Source organism: Bacillus sp. AR4-2 (assembly GCF_008274865.1).
In the GTDB taxonomy this organism is placed as follows: domain Bacteria; phylum Bacillota; class Bacilli; order Bacillales; family Bacillaceae_G; genus Bacillus_A; species Bacillus_A cereus.
In genome coordinates, this window is sequence record NZ_CP031062.1 from 4,231,541 (window position 1) to 4,252,142 (window position 20,602).

Genomic DNA, 20,602 nt, shown 5'->3' on the forward strand with positions numbered 1-20,602 from the left:
TTTCCCTTACAAAACGTTTTGTTATCTTACAGTTTTGTCATTTTTCTCATCAATGTATGATATTCTTCATCTTTTGCAAATTGGAACGTGAATGTTGTCCCTTCTCCTTCAGCCGATTGGACATACATTCCATGATGTAAATTATCGCAAATTTCCTTCGTAATATATAAACCCATTCCAGTCGCTTCTCTCGTTTTACGGCCATTTACCCCCGTAAAGAATGGATCAAATATGCGCTTTACATCTTGCTCTGGAATACCGATTCCATTGTCCTTAATATGTAATAACACCTTTTGGTCTTTCTCTTCAATTTGAAATTGAATTTCTTTTTTCTCTGCCGCTGAAATTTTTGTATACTTAATTGCGTTTACAACAATTTGACCTATAGCAATACTTAGCCATTTTCTATCAGAGGCAACCATACAAGTATCTTCTTCAAACATCACTTTCGGAAATACAGACGATTGAATGAAGGATTTCCGATTTTCATTAATAATACCTCGCACGACATCTATAACATTTACTACTTCTACCTTATAATCTTTCGCAAACTGCTCTAGTCTTGCCATATGTAACGCTAAATCTAAACCATTTAGTATACGGTTATTTTCTTCACGAATACTTTCAACTGTTGCTCTTGCCTCACGATGCTCTTTGCCAAACTTTTGCAGCAATAATTCAATAACAGATACTGGTGTTTTCATTTGGTGAATCCATTGGTTCATAAATATCATTTGCTGTTGCTCTTTCGCATGCTGTTTATGAACTTCATTCATATATTGCTGTCTTAATAACGTAAAAGATTCAACGACCATTTCTTGCTCTGATGTATAAGATTCATCAATAAGTAAAGAGTCATGTAATGTATTTCCACCAGTAACATACTTTTCGATCCTCTTTAAAAACACACTCCGTTTTCGGTAATCGTAAATGAGGTATACAGTAAACACAACTGTTCCTAATAAAAGTCCATATAACCACGTACTCCAATCAATGGATTTCTTTTCTAAAAGACTTTGCAACTGCAAAACAAGCCCAAATAAACAAAGGCTAACAATATAAGAAAGTATTAAAGAAAAGCGGTCCATGAGGTAATTTTTAACCTTCATGCCCTTCGCCCCACTCTGTAAGAAGCGCATAACCATATCCACGTTTCGTTACAATTGCATTTTTAATGCCTAGCTCTTCTAGTTTCTTCCTTACACGTTTTACATTTACGGTTAATGTATTATCATCCACAAATGCTACTTCATCCCATAGAGCTTCTAACAGTTCTTCACGCGTTACATATTGATTCACCTGTTTCATTAAACACTCTAATAAGTAAAACTCATTTTTTGTCAGTTCAGTTTGTTGTCCCTGCCACTCAACGATATGCTGGGACGGGAATAACAACAGTCCATTTACACCTAAACAATCACTCTCAGCAGCAGAGGCATACTCTCCATAGCCACGGCGAAGCGCACTCTTCACCTTTGCCATTACGATATCTAAATGGAATGGCTTCGTAATATAATCATCGCCGCCATTTTCAATCGCCATTACTTGATCCATTTCCCCTGTTCTTGCAGAAACAAAAATAATCGGCGCATTCGATACAGTACGAATTTGACGACACCAATAAAAACCATCAAAGTACGGTAAATTAATATCAAGTAACACAAGATGAGGATTTATTTTTACAAACTCATCTTTTATATGACGTAAATCACTTGCTCTAAATGATTGATAGCCATACCTTTCTAAATGCTCCTCTAATATTCCCGCAATTTTCTCATCGTCTTCTACAATTAATATTTTATACATGTTCTTTTTCTCCCCATAAAAGAATTCTTCTACATTTACTCCTTTTTCCATTATAAATTGAAAATTTAATTAGTGGGGATTTTTTCCTATATAAATCCGATTTTTACGATATAAAAAAAGACTGCCGTATTTCGGCAGTCTTAATCGATAAATTCAAATTCATATTCAAGAATTTTTACAATATCTCCGTCTTTTGCACCACGTGCACGAAGCGCTTCATCAATACCCATTCCGCGCATTTGACGAGCGAAACGACGTATAGATTCATCACGTGAGAAGTCTGTCATCTTGAATGTTTTCTCGATATCGTAACCAGAGATAACAAACGTGCCATCACTTTCACGTGTAATTTCAAATTTAACACCTTCAGTATCAAATTTGTACATTACACTTGTATCAGACTCATCCGCAACTTCATGTATTGGGAATTCTGGTGTTGTTTCTATTAAGTTTGCTACTTCAAACAGTAAGTCACGAACACCTTGTCTTGTTACAGCTGAGATTGGGAAGATTTTTACTTCGTCTCCCACTTTCTCTTTAAATGCTTGTAAGTTTTCTTCTGCATCTGGCATATCCATTTTGTTTGCAACAACAACTTGTGGACGCTCAGTTAAGCGAAGATTGTATTCTTTCAATTCATTATTAATCGTTACGTAATCTTCATATGGATCACGGCCTTCTAAACCAGACATATCAATAACATGCACGATTACACGTGTACGCTCAATATGACGTAAGAATTGGTGTCCAAGTCCAACGCCAGCATGTGCGCCTTCAATTAGTCCTGGAAGGTCAGCCATAACGAAGCTGCGGTTATCACCAGTTTCAACAACACCAAGATTCGGAACGATTGTTGTGAAGTGATACTCTGCAATTTTCGGACGCGCTGATGATACAACAGATAATAATGTAGATTTACCTACACTTGGGAATCCAACAAGTCCAACGTCTGCTAGTACTTTAAGTTCTAGAATGACATCACGCTCTTGACCTGGTTCCCCGTTCTCAGCGATTTCTGGCGCTGGGTTCGTAGCTGTTGCGAAACGTGAGTTACCACGGCCACCACGGCCACCTTTTGCAATTACAGCAGTTTGTCCATGCGTTACTAAATCGGCAAGAATTTGACCAGTTTTTTCATCTTTTACTACTGTTCCTGGCGGAACCTTTACAAGTAAATCTTCAGATTTACGTCCGTGCTGACCTTTACTCATTCCGTGCTGACCGCGATCAGCTTTGAAATGACGTTGGTAGCGGAAGTCCATTAATGTACGTAAGCCTTCCTCAACTACGAAAACAACATCTGCACCTTTACCGCCGTCGCCACCTGCTGGGCCACCTTTAGGAACATACTTCTCACGACGATACGCAACCATACCGTTACCACCGTCGCCGCCTTTTACATATATCTTGACCTGATCTACAAACATTATTTCACCACACTTTTTTCAATTGGTTGTAATATAACTGAGACTTCTTCGTCTCGCACTGTATAAGAAATGGAATACCATTTATTGTTTTGGGTCGCAAGCCAATTCTGTAGTTCTTCTACACTCGTTAGCTTACCACGAAAATCAAAAAAGAAACGAGCATTCTCCGCGTCACATTCAATTGTGATACAAACATAATTTTCAACATATACGTCTAAACTATGCTGAAGCATTGAGAAAAATTGATTCGTCCATGTACATACAGTCTCATCCAAGTGAGATAAGTTATGTAATTTCCCTAATACTTCGTACTCCAATAAGCACGGCTGCTGTTTCCAATTATATGTTAAAATCCACTCTGAAAATAAAGGCATTGATAGCCCCATCAGATTGGATTCTTGTCTCGCTTCTTGGACAAAACGATCGATGAGACTATGAATTTCTTCCACTTTTCCAAGTGAAAGGTTTCCTTTCACCATCTGCATACGATTGAGCCAATCATGTCTTGAATGGCGCAATGCATCTATAATTGTCCATTTTTCATTCATTTAGATACCCCTTAATATAGAAAAACTCTAACCTGCACTCAGGTTAGAGTTTTCCGTGAGTTCTTATGCTTCTTGAGCAACAGGATATACGCTCACTTGTTTGCGGTCACGGCCAAGACGCTCAAAGCGTACTACGCCGTCAACTTTCGCGTATAAAGTGTCATCGCCACCACGACCAACGTTAACACCTGGATAAATTTTTGTACCGCGTTGACGGTAAAGAATTGAACCACCTGAAACCGTTTGACCATCTGCGCGTTTAGCACCAAGACGTTTTGACTGAGAGTCACGACCGTTCTTTGTACTACCTACACCTTTCTTAGATGCGAAAAACTGAAGATCTAATCTTAACATACGTTACACCTCCTGCACTTTTTCTATTAAACGGATATACTTTCCGTAATCAAGTTCGATCGTCTTAAGCGAAACAACTAATCCTTCTAAAAGGGTTTGTGCTTTTTCTGCTGCATGAACGTCTAAATCATTAGGCAATTCATACGTTAAGAATCCGCCATCACTTCCGAGTTCAATAGTTGCTTGCACATTACAAAGTTCTTCCACTGCATTTATAGAACCAAACACAACCGCTGTAGTTCCAGCACAGACAAGGTCTTGTCCATGTGGCGCATAATCGGCATGTCCAGTCATTTTAAATGATTGGATACTTCCTAATTTCGTGCGACTTATCGTAATTTTAATCATGTTAACCAGAATTAAGCGTTGATAGCTTCAACAACTAGCTTAGTGTAAGGTTGACGATGACCTTGTTTCTTACGATTGTTCTTTTTCGCTTTGTATTTGAAAACGATAATTTTCTTAGCGCGACCTTGTTTTTCAACTTTCGCAGTAACTGTTGCACCTTCTACAACTGGGCTACCAACTTTAACGTTTTCGCCACCAACGAAAAGAACTTTGTCAAAAGTAACAGTTTCACCAGCTTCAACATCTAATTTTTCAATGTAGATTGCTTGACCAGCTTCAACTTTAATTTGTTTTCCACCTGTTTCGATAATTGCGTACATACTTGCACCTCCTCTTAATTACTAAGACTCGCCAAAAACGAGGTAGACATAAATGCCTTTAGGGAACCTGTCTTGTGCGGTTGTAGCATATAGCCGTTTAGGTGCTATAAACTATAACATAAAGATGTTACCATAATTCATTGAGTATTGTCAATGAATCTTCTACTAACTATTTTTTCCGTTCTACAATTTCTTTTTTACTTCCAAAACGGATAATAGCGTACTTTTCGATAATATCATCTTTGAAATAAATTTCAAATGGAATATTTTTTTGTAATTCTTTTTGCAAAAATTGTTTTTGCAGTTCTTTAGGCGCAGCGATTAATACCGCTTCATCTTCTATATTGCCATATGTGATTAGTTCTCTCTCTAACTCATACGCAATTGTTTCATGCGACATCACATAACCCGTCGCTTTGCAAGATACACACTCTTCTAGTAATACGTCACGTAAAGAATGTTTTTTACGTTTTCGTGTCATCTCCAAAATTCCTAACTCAGTAAATCCAAGTATTCTTGTATAAGTACGATCATCTTTCATAGCAGCTATGAGACATTCTCTTACCTTTTCTTTATCTTCTCTTTTTTTCATATTAATAAAATCAATTAATATCATACCACCAATATCACGAAGTCTTAATTGGCGTGCAATTTCTTCAGCTGCCATCTCATTTGTGCGAAGTACTGTATCTTGTAAATTTTGTTTTCCAGTAAACTTGCCCGTATTCACATCAATTACAGTCATCGTCTCCATTTGCTCTACAATTAAATAAGCACCATTTGGAAGCCACACAATTTTTTGGAGTGCTTTCTCAATTTCACGCTCTATTCCAAAATGGTTAAACATCGAAGACTTTTCATTATAAAAAGATACTTTTTCTTTTCCAACTTTGTCTTCTAACTCTTTTACTATACTTCTTGTATCTACAACTACTTTTTCAATTGTTTCAATTGGGTTCTCTTGAAATACACGATCTAAAAAGGTCGCCGGTCGATGAAGTAATAACGGCGCCTTTCCTTGATCCTCTTTTCTTTTTAACTCTTCATACAACTGTTGTAACCCTTGCATTTCAGCTTGTATTTCTTCAATTCCCCCTTTTTCAGAAGCAGAGCGGAAAATGTAACCTCCCGTTCCTTCTACTTCAATTTCAAGTAGCTGTTGTCTTCTTTTATTATTTTTTATTTTCCGAGAAACAGCTCGCATCTCATCAAACGGCATATAAACGACATATTTCCCGGTAAATTCTATATTCGCTGTCAATTTAGGCCCTTTCGTATCAATTGCCTCTTTCACAACCTGTACGAGTATCGCTTGCCCTTCATGTATACGATAAGAAGGTGGTACATCATCGTATGAAAGATACGCATGTTTTTCTAAACCTATATTTACAAAAGCTGCGTTCATTCCAGCAATTGTTCTTACGATACGTCCAACATAAATATGCCCAACAATCTCTTGCTCTTCATTACGTTTCCATAAAAACTCAACAATCTTTTTCTTCTCTTCAATTGCAACGCGCTTTTCCGAACCAGCGTAATTCACATATAACGTTTTCAAAATTATTTCCTCACTTTATAATCTTCTTTGCTTTTACAATAATAAAAGGTTAGTGCTATCGTCAACACTAACCGATTAATTCTTCAACTGATGAGGTTGTTCGTTTTTCAGTAAAATATGCATAGAGCAATTCATTTTCATCCAATGTGTAATGCTCTTTATATTTTCCACGGACGATAATAGAATGCTTATATCCTCTACGAAATTTTGTGAATATCTTATATAAATGATCTTCTGATTGCACTTCAATAGGTGCAATCTTTTCAATCCCTCTTTTATTTCCATAATAACGTTCTAATAAAAAACGCATAAATGCATACCGTCTTTGTTTCCACTCTTGATATAACGACACTGCCAAAAATATGAGTAGTACCCACATCATAATATTGTTACTATTCCAGAGCAACTGCCATCCTAATATTACACCAAAAAAAACACATGACAATTTCATCATCTTTTCATGTGCTTGTAAATAAGGAAAACGATATGATAGTATATTAAACAATACTTTCCCGCCATCTAACGGCCAAATAGGGAGTAAATTAAACGCTAAAATAATTATATTATTCCACATAAAGAAATAATATAAATCTGCATTCAACCAACCGGCTTCAAACAACATATAACCTACCAGCATCATCCAAACATGTTGAATCGGCCCTGCAATTACGACAACAAGTTCCTCTTTCAATGACTTATTACCATGTTCCTCAAGCTCGGCCACGCCACCAAACGGCAAAAGCTGAATTCTTTTTATACGCCAATTATAGTGTGCTGCTGCAATAGCATGCCCAAGTTCATGAATAAGAACAATACAAAATAACAGTAATAACTCTTTAAAACGCGCAGTAAAAATACCAATAACAATAATAACCCAAAATAATGGATGCACGGAAATTTTCGTTAAAACGTCCCTATATTTAATCAAATGATATCACCTGGATCGGATCAATAAATTTCTCATTCTTTTTTATCGCGAAATAAAACTTTCCATTTTTATCATTTGTATCATTACTCACCGTTCCAATTTTTTGTTTCTTTGAAACGTAATCATATAATTTCACTGACATATCATTTAAGTTTGCATACCATGACTCCGTACCATCTGCATGTTGAATTTGAACTGTATTTCCAAGTTCCTCTTTCTTGCCTGCAAAAACAACTAACCCTTCATTTACTGACTCCACTTTTGCATTTGTAGCTGTTTGGACAAATACACCTTGGCCATTTTTTTGAAACCCTTGCATTACTTTTCCAGAAGCAGGAATTGCATAATCTTTTTGCTGAATACTTCCTTCTTTTTTCTCGTTCGGCGAATAGAATACAAGCGGTTTTCCAAATTGCTTTTCGTACCATTTCGCTACAGTAGCAAACTGAAATTCCTCTTTCATCACTTTTTCTGTAACAGCTTTAGCTCCATTGAATGAAGAAGGAGCATTCTTATATAAAATAGCAACCGAAAGAACTAATATTGCTGATAATAAAACTTTGAAGAAAAAGACTTCCTTTCGAAATAAGGGATGCATTTCCTTTTCTCCATCTTCAATAAATACTGCTTCACTATCAAAATTCCCTCCGTTAAAATACTGCTCTTCCTCCATCCTTTCTTGCTCGGCCTTCCTTTTTGCAATCCGCTTTTTAATTTCTTCTACGCGTCTATTCTTCATACTGTCTCCTTTCTTTCGTTAAGCTAATTTCATTTAGAAACAGTTGTATACAGTTTGTACATATGTATGAGCTAAGAAAGAAAGATATTCGTGTGAAGAAAAAAGAAAGCACCTCGCATATGTGCGAAGTGCTCTTAACGGATTCCAAAGAAGTTTTTCACCTTTGCAAATACCGATACCTTTTCTTGTTCAAATGCTTGTAATGGTACATTCTCACCTAACAAGCGTCTTGCAATATTACGATAAGCCAACGCTGCTTTTCCGCTTGGTTGCAACGCCACAGGTTCACCTGTATTTGTAGCTCGAATAACTTCATCGTCATCTTCGACAACACCAAGAAGCTCGATTGACAATGTACGTACAATTTCATCAACATCTAACATATCCTGTTCATGAAGCATATGACTACGTACACGGTTAATAACAAGTTTGGGTGGTTCAATATCCTCTTTTTCTAAAAGCCCAATAATACGATCCGCATCGCGCATTGAGGATACTTCTGGAGTCGTAACAACGATTGCTTTATCCGCACCAGCTACCGCATTTTTAAATCCCTGCTCAATCCCCGCAGGACAATCGATTAATATGTAATCATAATCTTGACGTAATACTTGTATTAATTCATCCATTTGTTCAGGTGTTACCGCTGATTTATCACTCGTTTGTGCTGCAGGTAATAAATAAAGATCATCAAAACGTTTGTCTTTAATAAGAGCCTGAGGTAAACGGCAACGCCCTTCAACGACATCAACAAGATCAAATACAATACGATTTTCCAGCCCCATTACTACGTCTAAATTTCGAAGACCGATATCTGTGTCAATTAAGCACACTTTCTTTCCAGATAACGCTAGGGCCGTACCAATGTTCGCAGATGTAGTAGTTTTACCTACTCCGCCTTTTCCAGATGTAATTACTATTGCCTCTCCCACAGCTATACAATTCCCCTTTCTAACTTTGTTAAATTAGGTCTAAGATGAGTGAGAAGTTGCAGGCGATCGACAACAATGTGATTGTTCTCATTAATATACGCACATTCTGCCGCCTCCGCTCCGTCTTCTTTCTCTTCCGGAGCCCGCATTGCCACATCACTAATTCGAAGTTGCATCGGGTTCATAACAGATGCAGCGATTACAGCATCCGAATCCCCATAATACCCAGCATGTGCAATTCCTCTTAATGATCCTACGACAAAAATATTCCCCCCAGCGATAACCGTTCCGCCTGGATTAACATCTCCAATTAACAACAAATTTCCTTTTACATGTAAAACTTGTCCAGAGCGAACAATTTTGGAAATAGGGACAATTTCTGTTTCTTCTTTCCAAGCTATTGCTTCTGCTTTAGTGATAACATCACTTTCAATTGAATCCACAACAAGATTCTTTTTATTACGAATTAACGTACGAATCTCTTCTTGCTGGACTTCTGTTAAATAACGATTTCCTACTTTCACATGCACTTCAATTAAAGAGCGACCATCACCATCGTAGTAATGTGTAGAAAGTTTTTCGTCTAATTCCATCAATAATTCTGAGAATGAACAACAATCATCTAAATGAAGCGTTATCCCATCTTTTGTCCCTTTTATCGTTACATTTTGTTGCTTTTTTTCTTCCACTAAAGTTCACCCCACCGATTCAATTCGACATAAAATTAGAAAATCCTTTTTTCTTTTTCTTCCATCGCTTTTGAAAGACGCACTATATATCGTCTCAGTGGGAAACAAACTATCAATAAGAAAATAGCATTTAACAATAAAGTAGAAAGGAGACGATCTGTGAAAAAGACATACGCTGGCATATGAGTACGTCCTAATAAAGTTAAGAATCCATACACATAATACTCTAGTGCTACAACGCTAGCTAATATGATAGAAACAACAATAAATAAATTCAATTGTAGTACTTTCATCACACTATATACTAAATAAGCTAAAATCGGATAAGCAAAAATATATATCCCGACAAGTTCTGTGTATACGGTATCAAATAAGAAGCCAAATAATAGTCCGTAATAAATCCCTTGGACCGGACTATAATACACTGTAATAAAACATAAGACGATTATAAAGAAATGCGGTGCTGCTATGCTGTCTTTCCAAAACACATCCGTTGGAACAACAGTAGCAAACATATTTTCAAATAGAAACACAAAAAGGAGCAAAAGAGGAAGAGCTGCTCTTTTTAATATCTTCATCATCTCTTCTTCTCCTCCTATTCTAATGGCGCTGAAGGTGTTGCACGTTTAGCAACCGTAATATGCTCTACGTCATTTAAATCAGCGGCAGGTTTTACATAAGCTGTTTTTGTTAAGCCATATGCATCCGGCTGAACTTCAACGATTTTTCCAATTACAAGACCTTTCGGGAAAATATCACCCAGTCCAGATGTTACAACTAGTTGATCTTTCTCTACCGGTGCATCAGAGCCAATCTTTGTGAAAAGAAGTAATTGCTTTTCTTTGTCATAACCTTCAATCAATCCAAAGATTTTCTCTTGCCCTTGTACAATAGCAGAAACGCGATTTGTTCGGCTCATAGAACTTAGTAATTCTACTGATGATGTAAACTGAGATACACTTTTCACTCTTCCAACTAACCCTTGTGAAGTTACTACAGCCATATCTTTTTTAATTCCTTGCTGTGCCCCTTTATCAATTCCAATTAAATCGTACCATTTATCTGGATTACGAGAAACAACAGTAGCTGGAATTTCAGTATACCCGCTATTTAACTCTTTTTTACCAGTTAGCTCTTGTAACTTCTTGTTATCATCTTCTAATTGTTTTACTTTCCCTGATAGACCTGCATAATTATCTAATTTTGCTTTTAATTCTTTATTCTCTTCATACGTGCGCTTTACATCCTCTACATTTTCGAAGAATCCAGCTACGTATTTCGCTGGCTTTTGGAATACACGTTCTACAACACCGACAGTATCTTTAACAAACTGCTCTGGCCATGTTAAACTGTTCCGTTCTTTCAATGAGATTCCAATCAATGCCACGAGAAGAATAATACTAACCAACAAAACAATTAATCTTTTGTTTAAGAAAAACTGTGGCACGTTCACACCCTCTTAATTTCACTGATTTTTATTTTGCAATATTATCGAGCAGCAGTTTTGAAAAGATCGATATTGTCTAATGCTTTACCTGTTCCAATTGCTACGCAATCTAATGGATCTTCTGCAACAAGAACTGGCATTTTCGTTTCTTCACTAATTACTTTATCTAAATTACGTAGTAATGCCCCGCCACCTGTTAATACGATACCGCGGTCCATAATATCAGCCGCTAATTCAGGTGGAGTTTTTTCTAACGTATTTTTAACTGATTCTACAATCGCATCTACTGTATCTTTTAATGCATCTGCAATTTCTTCTGGCTGAATTAGTACTGTTTTTGGTAAACCACTTACTAAATCACGACCGCGAATTTCCATAGGCTCGATACCTTCTGGCTCGCCTGCAGAACCAATTTCTAATTTTAATGCTTCAGCTGTTCTTTCACCGATCATTAAGTTATAGCTTTTCTTAATGTACTGAATGATTGAATCGTCCATATCATCACCAGCAACACGGACTGACTGGCTTGTTACAATACCACCTAGAGAAATAATTGCAACTTCTGTTGTACCGCCACCGATATCAACAACCATACTACCAGTTGGTTCCCAAACAGGTAAGTTTGCACCAATTGCTGCTGCAAATGGCTCTTCGATAGGATAAGCATCACGAGCACCCGCTTGACGAGTCGCATCGATTACTGCACGTCTTTCTACAGCTGTAATACCAGATGGTACACATACCATTACATACGGCTTACGTGAGAAGAAACCGTTTGATTTTTGAGCTTGTTGAATGTAATATTTCATCATTGTTGCAGTTGTTTCATAATCAGCAATTACACCGTCTTTCATCGGGCGAAGTGCCACAACGTTCCCTGGTGTACGACCAATCATTTGTTTTGCATCGCTACCTACAGCAACGATTTGTTTCGTATCAGTTTGTAACGCAACTACTGAAGGTTCACGTAAAACTACACCTTTTCCTTTTACATATACAAGCGTGTTCGCAGTTCCTAAGTCTATTCCAAGATCGCGAGTAAATCCACCAAATCCAAACATATTATTTATCTTCCTTTCTTGTTTTCACGGACTCATTTTTTCTTACTTTATATTATAAAAACAGTACGTTTTTTATATCTTTATCCTTTTTGTAGATAAATTTCTACAAAAAACTCATAAATCACATTATAAAACAAAATAAGTAAAAAGCATAGTCTTAAATATGACCTTTTTCCTTTAAACTCACGAATTTATGGTCACCTATTATAATATGATCAAGCACTTCAATTCCGATAATCTGGCCGCATTCTACTAAGCGTTTTGTTACTGCAATATCTTCACGGCTCGGCGTGGGATCTCCTGAGGGATGGTTATGAAGACATATGATAGAGGCTGCTGCACGACGGAAGGCTTCTTTAAAAACTTCCCTCGGGTGTACAATTGACGTGTTTAAACTTCCAATAAAGATCGTTTGCCTATGTATAACTTGATTTTTTGTATTTAAATATAAACAAACAAAATGCTCTTGTTGTAAAAAACGCATTTCTTCCATCATGTATTTCGCACAATCTTCTGGACTTCGAATACTATATCTATTTTGATATTCTAAACGTACCATTCTTCTGCCTAGTTCAAAGGCTGCCATAAGTTGCGATGCCTTTGAAATCCCAATACCATGTATACTAATTAGCTCTTCTAATGTTGCATCTTTCAACATACGTAAGCCATCAAATTGATGTAAAATTTTATCTGACAACTTTAAAACTGTTTCTTCTTTAGAACCTGTTCTGAGTAACACTGCGAGAAGCTCTCGATTTGATAAACTTCCAGCACCTTCTAACAATAAACGCTCCCGTGGCTGTTCTTCTCTTACAACATCACGAATACCGTTCATCTCTCCACCCCTTTATTTGTTCTCTCAAAGAAAACCCCATGCAATTTTACGCATGGGTTACATCAATATCAAATTGTTTTAATTCCCGAACGAGACGTGCAATTGGTAAGCCAACTACACTATAGTAGTCCCCTTGAATATTTTGAACGAAAATAGATCCTTTACCTTGAATCCCATAACTACCGGCTTTATCAAGAGGTTCTTTCGACGCGACGTATGTATCAATTTCCTCTTCTGTTAACTCCCAAAATGTAACTTCTGTACGCTCATAAAAAGTAACCGTTTTTTCTTTTGATATAATCGCAACACCTGTATACACTTCATGTGTTTTCCCTGATAGTAATTGTAACATCTCTTTCGCCTCATCCTCATTAGAAGGCTTACCAAGAATACGCGATTCATATGTAACAATTGTATCTGCACCTAACACAATGTGATCACTATTATTTTCTGCCACCGCTGATGCTTTTTGCAAGGCAAGCGACATTACAATATCAGAAGGCGATGAATATGCACCAATTGTTTCCTCTACTTCACTTACAACGATTTCAAATGGCACACTAGCTAACTCAAGCAATTCCTTCCTCCGAGGTGACCCTGAAGCTAAAATTATTTTTCTCATATTTTCTCCTTCCTTTCTCACATGAAGCAGAACAATTTATATTAATCGTATCAAAGGAATAGTTTGCCCACAAATGAAAGAAATATTAATTTCTCTAACTAAAATAACACTTCTTTATTGCATACGATTATATTCCTGTCATAGAGAAAGCACTTTGCTCTAAATTCAAAAGAAAAGAAAGAAGTACATGTACTTCTTTCTTACTCATTTTATTATCCTATCATTTCACTTTCTACGAAACAATTTTTTCATACGAGAGTAAACCATCAATAATAACTTGATTTAATTTCGCCAAAGATTCCTTATCCATCTTCCCATCTTTTACTGTTTGTACAGCTACCGACGTATACATATACAGTTTCTTTGCTTCTTCTTGTTTCATACTTTTCCCTTCTTTTTCAACCTTTTTCCATTCTTTTTCAATTGCTTCTATATCTTTTGCGCTGCTTTTTCCACCAACTTGTACGCTAGAAGCATATTTTGCTAAATGAGTGTATAATGGCTGCACTTTTGTTAAAAATGTCCCTACTTCTTTATCATCTTTCAGCAATGCTTTATCTGTTATATCCCAGTTCTTTTTTAAAACGGAGACACCATCATTTTTATACTTAGTCATTAATTGATTTATAGACTGTTCATCGCTAGCAATACCAACAACTATTGCATACTTATCACCGCTCGGTCTCAAAGCACCAATGCCCCCATTGCCTTTCCATTCTTCAAGAGCTGCCTGTCCCTTTTCTTCAGAAGAATAAAGCCCCCCTTGAACAAAAAATAATTTCATCGGATCCAATGACGTTCCTGCCTGTGCTTTTTGTTTTTCTTCTTTCGGTGCTGGTGTTTGTTCTGCCGTTCCACCCACCTTTGATTCTCCATTTCCAGTCGGCCTTGAAGCTGTCACTTCACTTCCTCCTGTCGTTCCTTGTCCAGTAAGTAAATGAAGCATCCCCATTCCAAACGCCGTACCGATAATGATTGCAGTTGCAACGATTACAATTAATGTATTACTCCACTTCTTTCGGTATTTTTCCACAGACATTGATTTCGCTTTTTGAAACGGAACAACATTTTTCGGTCGTTCACTTTCTACTACCATCCATTCAAATTCATCTTTCTTTTTTTCCTCATACTTCGCTTCTGTTCCATTCACTTTCACTGAGATCGTTCGTGATTGCTTGTCCATACACTCACACCTCACCTCTTATCGTTGTCCGCATCATATCATATTCATTTCATAAAAAAACGAGATATTTGTCAGAGGAATTCGCCAAATAACCCTATATATTTATCTTATATGTATGCATTTGACTTCATTTGTAGAACAAAAAAACTAGATAGCAAAGACTATCTAGTTTTTCTCGCGAATATATTTTCGTACTTCAGAAATGAAATAAAGAGAACCTGTTATGATAAAAACATCATTTTCTGCTATCATTTCAACTTTTGTATCAATTGCCTCTTTCCAATTTTCAAAAACTAATTTTGATTCTTTCTGTGAATATGATGCAAGCTTATCAGCAGAAATAGCACGATCAAAGGCGAATGTTGTAAAAATAATTTCATCTGCAATGGTTTCTAATTGACCTACCATGTTATGTAATTGTTTATCACCAAGGGCAGTAAATAACACTATTACATTTTTATCTTTGTAATGCGCTTCTACTGTTTTCACAAGGCTTTCGATACCTTCTGGATTATGAGCACCATCTATAATAATATCTGGATTACTTTGCAGTTTTTCAAAGCGCCCCACCCAATACGCTTCCTGTAATCCAGTTCTTATTTCTTCTTCCTCAATTAAAAATGATAAGTATGTTTTTACATACATGACTGCCATAAGCGCAAGTGCTGCGTTTCCTACTTGGTGGCTGCCTTTCATTGTGATTCGCACATCTTCAAAAGAGGCGAAAGGACAAGTGAAATCGAACTGTTCTCCATCTTCACTAGACTGTTTATGTAATGCTGTAAAATGGTTGCCCATCTCGTATAAGTTTGCATGATTTTCCTTTGCAACATTTTGAATAACTTGCAAAGCTTCTTCATCTTGTACACCAGTAATTACCGGCACGCCAGACTTAATAATCCCCGCCTTTTCATATGCAATTTCTCCTAGTGTATTTCCTAAAATATGCATATGATCGTGACCGATATTCGTAATAATCGTGAGAACAGGGTGTATAACATTGGTAGAATCAAAACGTCCACCAAGCCCTGTTTCAAATAAAACAACATCACAGAAATTGAATTTGCCGAAATAGCAAATCGCCATAACAGTAATAATTTCAAACTCTGTCGCTTCCCCTAAATCCGTTTCATCTAGTTTTTCCACGACTGGTTTTACCAGCTTTACAAGTTCAGTAATCTCTTCGTTTGCAATTGGTGTTCCATTCACACTAATGCGTTCATTAAATGATTCGATGTAAGGAGAGGTAAACGTTCCTACCTTATATTTCGCGCCTTCTAACATGTAACGCATATATGTTAACGTTGAACCTTTTCCATTTGTACCAGCAAGATGAACACATTTTATATGACGCTCTGGATTTCCAAGTTCTTCTAACATCCATCTCATTCTTTCTAATCCTGGCTTAATTCCAAATTTCAATCGGCTATGGATCCACCCTATCGCTTCTTCGTATGTATGTATCACGTATGTTTTTCCCCTTTCAAAAGACAACTTTCATAGTTCTATTATACGCAAAGAAAAGAGACTCACCAATATAGTGAGTCTCTAAAAACATTTTTACTTTTCAAGATCTGCTAGACGTTGACGAACTGCTTCGCGTTTTTCTAGGTAATCTTGCTCTTTCGCACGCTCTCCTTCAATAACCGCTGCAGGAGCTTTCGCTACGAAACCTTGGTTAGAAAGTTTCTTCTGTACACGTTCTACTTCTTTATCGAACTTCTCAAGTTCTTTCTCAAGACGAGCTCTCTCTTCATCAAGATTGATAAGATCAGCTAACGGTAAGAATAACTCTGCACCTGATACGATTGCAGTCATTGCCTTTTCTGGCGCTTGTAAGTCTGTTTGAATTGTTAATTCGCTTGGGTTACAGAAACGCTCAATGTAAGAGCTGTTTTTCGTAAGTTGAGCAAGTACAGCCTCATCTTTTGCTTTAATTTGCATTTGAACTTTTTTGCTCATTGGCGTATTTACTTCTGCACGGATGTTACGAACAGAGCGAATGATATCAACTAGAAGGTGCATTTCTGCCGCAGCCTCCGTATCTTGTAAATCTTCGCGAACTGTTGGCCACGCAGCTACTGTAATAGACTCGCCTTCATGCGGTAAATGTTGCCAAATTTTCTCTGTTACGAATGGCATGAATGGGTGTAATAGACGCATTGTTTGATCTAATACGTAAGCTAAAATAGAACGAGTTGTTTTCTTAGCTGCTTCATCTTCACCGTATAGTGGAAGTTTCGCCATTTCAATATACCAATCACAGAAATCGTCCCAAATGAAGTTGTATAATGAACGACCAGCTTCACCGAACTCATATTTATCCATGTTACGTGTTACGCTTTCGATTGTTTCGTTTAAGCGAGTTAAGATCCACTTATCCGCAACTGATTTTTCACCAGTTAAATCGATTTCTTCATACTTCATATCATCCATGTTCATTAATACGAAACGTGATGCGTTCCAAATTTTATTAATGAAGTTCCAAGTAGATTCTACTTTTTCCATGCTGAAACGTAAATCTTGACCTGGTGCACTTCCTGTTGATAAGAAGAAACGCATTGCATCTGCACCGTACTTCTCGATAACATCCATTGGATCAATACCGTTACCAAGAGATTTACTCATTTTACGACCTTGCTCGTCACGAACTAAACCGTGAATTAATACATCTTTAAATGGACGCTCGCCTGTAAACTCTAAACCTTGGAAAATCATACGAGATACCCAGAAGAAGATGATATCATAACCCGTTACTAGTGCATCTGTTGAATAGTAACGTTTGAAGTCTGCTGAATCTTCATTTGGCCAACCAAGTGTGGAGAATGGCCATAATGCTGAACTGAACCATGTATCAAGTACATCGTTATCTTGATTCCAGTTTTCAATATCTGCTGGTGCTTCTGTACCTACGTATACTTCACCAGTTTCTTTATGGTACCAAGCTGGAATACGGTGTCCCCACCATAATTGACGAGAAATACACCAGTCATGAATATTTTCCATCCAACGTAAATATGTGTTTTCAAAACGCTCTGGTACGAACGTTACTTTTTCTTCTTCTTTTTGTTGAAGCGCTACTGCTTTTTCAGCAAGTGGAGCCATTTTTACGAACCACTGTGTTGATAAATAAGGCTCAACAACCGCACCGCTACGCTCACTATGACCTACTGAATGCATATGTGGCTCGATTTCTACTAATACGCCAGCTTCTTGTAAGTCTTTTACTAATTCTTTACGGCATTCGAAACGATCCATACCGTTATACTTACCAGCTTTTTCGTTCATCGATCCATCTTCGTTCATTACTAAGATGCGTGGTAAGTCATGACGGTTACCTACTTCAAAGTCATTCGGGTCATGAGCTGGTGTAATTTTTACAACGCCCGTTCCGAAATCTTTTTCTACGTACTCATCAGCAATAATCGGAATCTCACGGCCTACGATTGGAAGTGTAACTGTTTTTCCGATTAAATGTTTGTAACGATCGTCTTCTGGATGAACTGCTACTGCTGTATCACCAAGCATCGTTTCTGGACGAGTTGTCGCAAGACGAATATGACCAGAACCATCTGTTAACGGATAGTTCATATGGTAGAATGCACCTTGAACTTCTTTATGAATTACTTCAATATCAGAAAGAGCTGTACGTGTTGCTGGATCCCAGTTGATGATATATTCACCACGGTAAATTAAGCCTTTTTCGTATAATTGAACGAATACTTTATTAACCGCATCTGATAAACCTTTGTCTAATGTGAAACGTTCACGAGAATAGTCTAGTCCTAAACCAACTTTCCCCCATTGTTGACGAATGTGAGAAGCGTACTCTTCTTTCCACTCCCAAGCTTTTTCAAGGAATTTTTCACGGCCAAGATCGTAACGTGAAATACCTTCTTCACGAAGTTTTCCTTCTACTTTCGCTTGTGTTGCGATACCAGCATGGTCCATTCCTGGAAGCCATAGTACATCGTATCCTTGCATACGCTTCGTACGAGTTAAAATATCTTGAAGAGTTGTATCCCAAGCATGACCTAAGTGTAACTTACCAGTTACGTTCGGAGGTGGAATTACAATTGTATACGGTTGTTTCTTCTCGTCTCCTGTTGCTTCAAAATATTTGCCTTCAAGCCACCATTGATAAAGGCCTTCTTCAACGGACATATGATCATATTTAGTTGGTAAATTCTTTTCCGTGTTTGACATTATTTTCCCTCCTTAAAATAAAAAATGTCCCTCATCCAAAAAGGACGAGGGACATCGCGGTACCACCTTTATTTACAAACAAATTCATAATTTGCTTATACTCTTAATTTGATAACGGACAAATCCGTCTTTTCCTAATAAGAACTATTCTGTTCAGAAAAGATGCTCCAGGGCTACCTTCTAACATAACTATCTAGAGAATCTCCCAGCTAATGATTCTCCTCTCTGAAGACGTTTCATGTTATACTCTTCCCCTTCAAGGCATTTATATGATTGTTAATTATTATATACAATAGTGTAAAAAACGAAACCTTATTCGTCAAGATAAATTTAAAACTACAGCTTTTCGTGCCAAAAAGAAGATAAGTAGAATCCTCTACTTATCTTCTTTACCACGCTATTTGTGGGCAGTAAGACCTCCACCTCAAAACTCAGCTGAAGCAAAGAAGTTAGATGGGAGCCCTGCTGCCCGTAAACGCCCAATTGGTGAAGGCTAATCATCAGCGGGGAATGTTTACTTTATCCGTTCCCTTGCTGGGCAGCTTGTAATTGTGACAGGAAATATTCTATATTGCTAACGAGCCAATGCGATTGTTGCAAACTCTTTACTCCGCGCAGTTCATTTTCCTCGTTGCGATTATCTCTTCTTTTCTTATAAGACTGGATTTGCCGAATAAATTGTGATGGATACGTCATATACGCAAACATAAGTAGTTGCTCTTCTTTCGTAAAAGGGAAATTTTTTTGATACATTTGAAACCATTCAAACCGATCACTTCTTGCGATTGGATATGTGTTTAAAGACCGTGAATAAAAACCTACTATATCTTGCACAGGCGTTGCAAACTTCGATTTTTCTAAACTAATAAAATAGCCATTCCGCTCATAGTCAAATAAAAAATGATTCAGTGACACATTACCATGCACAAAAGTAATACGCGTTTTCTCTTTTTCTTTCATCGCATCGTTCCACTCATTTAATTGCTTCGTTGCAAATTCACGCGCTCTCATTACATGATGATAGTACGTACAATATTGCAATTCAAATGGGGACATATACCATTTTGATTCAGATTCTACGAGAAACTCTTCTAACATCTCACCATCATTTTCCCAACGATCGGATATACTTGTATAATGTTTTTCTAAATCTTCTTCCGTATACGTTTCTTCCTTCACAGTTTTTTGATGCAACGTTCCAAGTGTCTGAAACATTTTATGGTATTGATCATTGTCCTCACCGTTTCCTTCTGCACGTTCTAACCAAGGCATTAAATAATAATTATACGTCCCGTCACTTAAAATATAACTTCCATCCGTCGCATGATATATAGGTACATAATTTGAAAAACCTTTCTCCTTCAAATATTGAATATGATGCAGAAAGTTATTCCGCTCTAACTTTCTGCCTTCTATTTTCTTGAGTGCATATGGACCTTGATTCGTATAAATTTTCATTACATTTCCGTGCTCTTCCATATGCTGCGTATCCAATCTATATTGCCTCACGATAGGTTCATAGTGATTTCGCAACTCAATATCCATACGAATAACCCTTTCTATTCAAAACATAGCCTCTAAGAAAGGAAGTGAGTGAAA

21 protein-coding genes and 2 other annotated features are annotated in these 20,602 nt (G+C 37.1%); all 21 genes read right to left on the reverse strand.

Features of this window, described 5'->3' with window-relative positions:
* Positions 1-26: 26 nt before the first annotated feature.
* Entirely contained in the window at positions 27-1,109 is a 1,083-nt protein-coding gene (locus DN399_RS21855; protein WP_000865400.1) for a HAMP domain-containing histidine kinase, read from the reverse strand.
* On the reverse strand, positions 1,099-1,806 hold the full coding sequence (locus DN399_RS21860; protein WP_002082113.1) for a response regulator transcription factor: 708 nt from the start codon (positions 1,804-1,806) through the stop codon (positions 1,099-1,101). The genes DN399_RS21855 and DN399_RS21860 overlap by 11 nt, the downstream gene beginning before the upstream one ends.
* 140 nt (positions 1,807-1,946) lie before the next feature.
* Positions 1,947-3,233, reverse strand: a complete 1,287-nt coding sequence (gene obgE / locus DN399_RS21865) for a GTPase ObgE (protein ID WP_000497127.1) — start codon at positions 3,231-3,233, stop codon at positions 1,947-1,949.
* Positions 3,233-3,781: a sporulation initiation phosphotransferase B gene (locus tag DN399_RS21870; protein WP_001003587.1), complete on the reverse strand. Its 549-nt coding sequence runs from the start codon at positions 3,779-3,781 to the stop codon at positions 3,233-3,235. The genes obgE and DN399_RS21870 overlap by 1 nt, the downstream gene beginning before the upstream one ends.
* 63 nt (positions 3,782-3,844) lie before the next feature.
* Positions 3,845-4,135: a 50S ribosomal protein L27 gene (gene rpmA / locus DN399_RS21875; protein WP_000944957.1), complete on the reverse strand. Its 291-nt coding sequence runs from the start codon at positions 4,133-4,135 to the stop codon at positions 3,845-3,847.
* A gap of 3 nt (positions 4,136-4,138) precedes the next feature.
* Entirely contained in the window at positions 4,139-4,483 is a 345-nt protein-coding gene (locus tag DN399_RS21880; RefSeq protein ID WP_001973720.1) for a ribosomal-processing cysteine protease Prp, read from the reverse strand.
* 11 nt (positions 4,484-4,494) lie between these two features.
* Positions 4,495-4,803: a 50S ribosomal protein L21 gene (rplU, locus tag DN399_RS21885; RefSeq protein WP_000270907.1), complete on the reverse strand. Its 309-nt coding sequence runs from the start codon at positions 4,801-4,803 to the stop codon at positions 4,495-4,497.
* Positions 4,804-4,817: 14 nt separating this feature from the next.
* Positions 4,818-4,895 (reverse strand) — a sequence feature (ribosomal protein L21 leader region).
* A gap of 77 nt (positions 4,896-4,972) precedes the next feature.
* Positions 4,973-6,361, reverse strand: coding sequence for an Rne/Rng family ribonuclease (locus DN399_RS21890; RefSeq protein ID WP_000855481.1), 1,389 nt, complete (start codon positions 6,359-6,361; stop codon positions 4,973-4,975).
* Positions 6,362-6,428: 67 nt separating this feature from the next.
* Complete coding sequence (gene spoIVFB, locus DN399_RS21895) at positions 6,429-7,289, reverse strand: stage IV sporulation intramembrane metalloprotease SpoIVFB (RefSeq protein ID WP_000599064.1); 861 nt, start codon at positions 7,287-7,289, stop codon at positions 6,429-6,431.
* A complete protein-coding gene (spoIVFA, locus tag DN399_RS21900; protein ID WP_000797471.1) occupies positions 7,282-8,028 on the reverse strand; it encodes a stage IV sporulation protein SpoIVFA in 747 nt (248 codons plus the stop codon). Before spoIVFA ends, spoIVFB begins: the two co-directional genes overlap by 8 nt.
* Before the next feature lie 134 nt (positions 8,029-8,162).
* Entirely contained in the window at positions 8,163-8,960 is a 798-nt protein-coding gene (gene minD, locus DN399_RS21905) for a septum site-determining protein MinD (RefSeq protein ID WP_000503309.1), read from the reverse strand.
* Positions 8,961-8,962: 2 nt separating this feature from the next.
* A complete protein-coding gene (minC, locus tag DN399_RS21910; RefSeq protein WP_000391521.1) occupies positions 8,963-9,649 on the reverse strand; it encodes a septum site-determining protein MinC in 687 nt (228 codons plus the stop codon).
* Between the two features lie 35 nt (positions 9,650-9,684).
* Positions 9,685-10,230 carry a rod shape-determining protein MreD gene (mreD, locus tag DN399_RS21915; RefSeq protein WP_000975766.1) on the reverse strand — a complete coding sequence of 182 codons (546 nt, stop codon included), beginning with the start codon at positions 10,228-10,230 and terminating at the stop codon, positions 9,685-9,687.
* Positions 10,231-10,244: 14 nt separating this feature from the next.
* Positions 10,245-11,096, reverse strand: a complete 852-nt coding sequence (gene mreC, locus DN399_RS21920) for a rod shape-determining protein MreC (protein ID WP_001135488.1) — start codon at positions 11,094-11,096, stop codon at positions 10,245-10,247.
* A gap of 41 nt (positions 11,097-11,137) precedes the next feature.
* The gene (gene mreB, locus DN399_RS21925; RefSeq protein ID WP_000466736.1) at positions 11,138-12,157 is read right to left on the reverse strand and encodes a cell shape-determining protein MreB; all 1,020 of its coding nucleotides are present in this window, start codon (positions 12,155-12,157) and stop codon (positions 11,138-11,140) included.
* Positions 12,158-12,314: 157 nt separating this feature from the next.
* A complete protein-coding gene (radC, locus tag DN399_RS21930; RefSeq protein ID WP_001013390.1) occupies positions 12,315-12,992 on the reverse strand; it encodes a RadC family protein in 678 nt (225 codons plus the stop codon).
* A 46-nt stretch (positions 12,993-13,038) separates the two neighbouring features.
* Positions 13,039-13,614: a Maf family protein gene (locus DN399_RS21935; protein ID WP_001226293.1), complete on the reverse strand. Its 576-nt coding sequence runs from the start codon at positions 13,612-13,614 to the stop codon at positions 13,039-13,041.
* 232 nt (positions 13,615-13,846) lie between these two features.
* Positions 13,847-14,797: a hypothetical protein gene (locus DN399_RS21940; protein ID WP_000361007.1), complete on the reverse strand. Its 951-nt coding sequence runs from the start codon at positions 14,795-14,797 to the stop codon at positions 13,847-13,849.
* Positions 14,798-14,962: 165 nt separating this feature from the next.
* Positions 14,963-16,264 carry a bifunctional folylpolyglutamate synthase/dihydrofolate synthase gene (locus DN399_RS21945; RefSeq protein ID WP_049107988.1) on the reverse strand — a complete coding sequence of 434 codons (1,302 nt, stop codon included), beginning with the start codon at positions 16,262-16,264 and terminating at the stop codon, positions 14,963-14,965.
* Between the two features lie 93 nt (positions 16,265-16,357).
* Positions 16,358-19,003, reverse strand: a complete 2,646-nt coding sequence (locus DN399_RS21950; protein ID WP_000072244.1) for a valine--tRNA ligase — start codon at positions 19,001-19,003, stop codon at positions 16,358-16,360.
* A 37-nt stretch (positions 19,004-19,040) separates the two neighbouring features.
* Positions 19,041-19,272 (reverse strand) — a binding site (T-box leader).
* Between the two features lie 250 nt (positions 19,273-19,522).
* A complete protein-coding gene (gene ysxE, locus DN399_RS21955) occupies positions 19,523-20,548 on the reverse strand; it encodes a spore coat protein YsxE (RefSeq protein WP_000350658.1) in 1,026 nt (341 codons plus the stop codon).
* Between the last annotated feature and the right edge of the window lie 54 nt (positions 20,549-20,602).